This window comes from Agromyces binzhouensis (genome assembly GCF_004135055.1).
In the GTDB taxonomy this organism is placed as follows: Bacteria; Actinomycetota; Actinomycetes; order Actinomycetales; family Microbacteriaceae; genus Agromyces; species Agromyces binzhouensis.
This window is the reverse complement of record NZ_SDPL01000477.1, coordinates 1-2,157: the sequence shown is the minus strand read 5'-3', so window position 1 is coordinate 2,157 and position 2,157 is coordinate 1. Positions and strand designations below refer to the sequence as shown.

General features: G+C 72.7%; 3 protein-coding genes and 1 pseudogene. 1 reads left to right on the top strand and 3 read right to left on the bottom strand.

The window, feature by feature from the left end:
- Positions 1-183, top strand: a pseudogene (locus ESO86_RS19230) (hypothetical protein); the annotation flags it as partial.
- Between the two features lie 28 nt (positions 184-211).
- Here ESO86_RS19230 and ESO86_RS15860 read toward each other — a convergent pair.
- Genes ESO86_RS15860 through ESO86_RS15850 form a run of 3 tightly spaced genes read right to left on the bottom strand, consistent with a single transcriptional unit; the run spans position 212 to position 2,023 of the window.
- Positions 212-1,141 carry a bifunctional riboflavin kinase/FAD synthetase gene (locus ESO86_RS15860; protein ID WP_129235825.1) on the bottom strand — a complete coding sequence of 310 codons (930 nt, stop codon included), beginning with the start codon at positions 1,139-1,141 and terminating at the stop codon, positions 212-214.
- Complete coding sequence (locus ESO86_RS15855; protein WP_129235824.1) at positions 1,138-1,626, bottom strand: hypothetical protein; 489 nt, start codon at positions 1,624-1,626, stop codon at positions 1,138-1,140. Before ESO86_RS15855 ends, ESO86_RS15860 begins: the two co-directional genes overlap by 4 nt.
- A 28-nt stretch (positions 1,627-1,654) precedes the next feature.
- Positions 1,655-2,023 carry a hypothetical protein gene (locus tag ESO86_RS15850; RefSeq protein WP_129235823.1) on the bottom strand — a complete coding sequence of 123 codons (369 nt, stop codon included), beginning with the start codon at positions 2,021-2,023 and terminating at the stop codon, positions 1,655-1,657.
- Between the last annotated feature and the right edge of the window lie 134 nt (positions 2,024-2,157).

Here is a 2,157-nt window from a genome sequence, read left to right as displayed (position 1 = left end):
CCGACCGAGATCCGCGCCGTGATCGCGGGGCACACGCTCCGGGCGACGGATGCCGCGTGGGAGTTCGGCCACGGCAGTCCGCTCGTCGACACGGCGAACGGGATGCTGCGGTTCCTCACGGGCATCGGGACCGTGGCGCCGCACCCGCCGACCGACCGCGATCGGCCGACCCCGCAGCCCTAGCGGTGCGGCGGCCCGGCGCCGACCGGCCTCAGCCGACGAGCTCGCGTGCCGTGTCGACGTCGCGGCCCATCTGGACGACGAGCGCGTCGATGCCGTCGAACTTCTCCATGCCGCGGATGCGGTGGGCGAACTCGACGCCGACCACGTGGTCGTAGAGGTCGAGGTCGCGATCGAGCACGTAGGCCTCGACCTGCTTCTTGGGCACCCCTTCGAAGGTGGGATTGTCGCCGACCGAGATCGCGGCGGGGTACCGCACCCCGCCGTCGATGAGCCAGCCCGCGTAGACGCCGTCGCCCGGGACGAAGCCCTCGGAGTCGAGCGCGAGGTTGGCCGTCGGGTAGCCGAGCTCGCGACCGCGCTTGAAGCCGTGCACCACGATCCCGCTCACGGTCGGCACGTGGCCGAGCAGCTCGGCGGCGTGCTCGACGTCGCCCGCCTCGAGCAGCTCGCGGATCCAGGTCGAGGACACGCGGCGGCCTCCCTCGGGCACCACGTCCTCGACGACGATCACGTCGAAGCCGTGCTCCAGGCCCTGGCGACGGAGGAGCGCGACGTCGCCCTCGTTGCCCGCGCCGTACCGGAAGTCGTGGCCGACGAGCAGCAACCGCGCATCGAGCGCGTCGACCAGGAATCGGCGCACGAACGCCTCGGCGGAGTTCGAGGCGAGCGCGCCGTCGTAGTGCAGCAGCACCGTCGCGTCGAGGCCGGTCGTCGCGAGCAGCTCGAGCTTCTGCCGCGTGCTCACGAGCTGCGGCGGACAGCGGTCGGGCGCATGGAAGGCCGCAGGATGGCGGTCGAACGTGATCGCCACCGCCTCGAGGTGTCGCGACTCGGCGATCTCGCGCAGCTTCGCGATCACGGCGCGATGCCCCTGGTGCACGCCGTCGAACTTGCCGATCGTCACGGCGGACGGACCGTAGTGGGCGGGGACCGACTCGATCCCCGCGAACGTCCTCACGCGCGCCCCTCGGCGTCGACCGCGGTCCGCGGCGCGTCGCCGCGGGCGTCGGCCCCGGCATCCTGCACCGGATGGCGCGCGAGCCACCACATGCCGAGCGGCGGCAGCACGAGCGGGATGAACAGGTACCCGCGGCCGAACCACGACCACACCGTGTCGTGCGGGAACAGGTCGGGACGGAGGACGCTCAGCAGCCCCACCACGATCACGCCCGTGAACTCGAAGACGATCGTCGCCCAGGCGACCCGGTACCACGCGCGACCGGGCATGACGAGTGCGACCGTCGCGAGGATGTAGACGACGGCGGCGAGCGCGGAGAGCGCGTAGGCGACGGGCGCCTCGTCGAACTTCTCGATGATCTGCACCAGCGAGCGCCCGGTCGCCGCGAGCGCGAGCACGCCGTAGACGGCGACGAGCACCCGGCCGATGCCGCTGAGTCGCCCCCGGCGACGCGCGTCGGCAGGGGCGGTGGATGTCTCGTTCATGTCGTCTTCGATTCTCCCAGACCGAGCCTCACGCCTGCTGCACGGTCCAGATCTGCAGCATGCGGTAGACCATGACCGCGACCGCGAGCGCCGCGACGCCGCACACGACGGTCGCCCAGCGGCCCCGGTCGATGAGGGCCCAGAGCGCCGCCGCAGGCGGCAGCAGCACGGCGCTGACGAGGTAGACCCAGAACTCCAGCAGGCTGCCCGTCGGCGGGTTGCCGACGGCGGGGGCGACGAGCGCCGTGACGACCTGGCCGATGAGCAGCAGTTCGACGAGCGCGAGCGATCCGAGGACGAGGTCGTTCGGCACCCGGCCGGCGAGCCCGAGCACGATGCCCAGCAGGCCGGCGACGACCGCCACCGCGATCTGCGCGTAGGCGAACCACTCGATCATGCGCCCTCCTCGGCGGGGAACCCGGTGACGACCTTGAGCTGCGGCCCGCGGCGCTCGACGATCGCGACGAGCACGTCGCCCGGCCCGACGGCGGCCATCGGCGTGCCGCCGGGGAGGGCCGAGGCCGCCTCGCC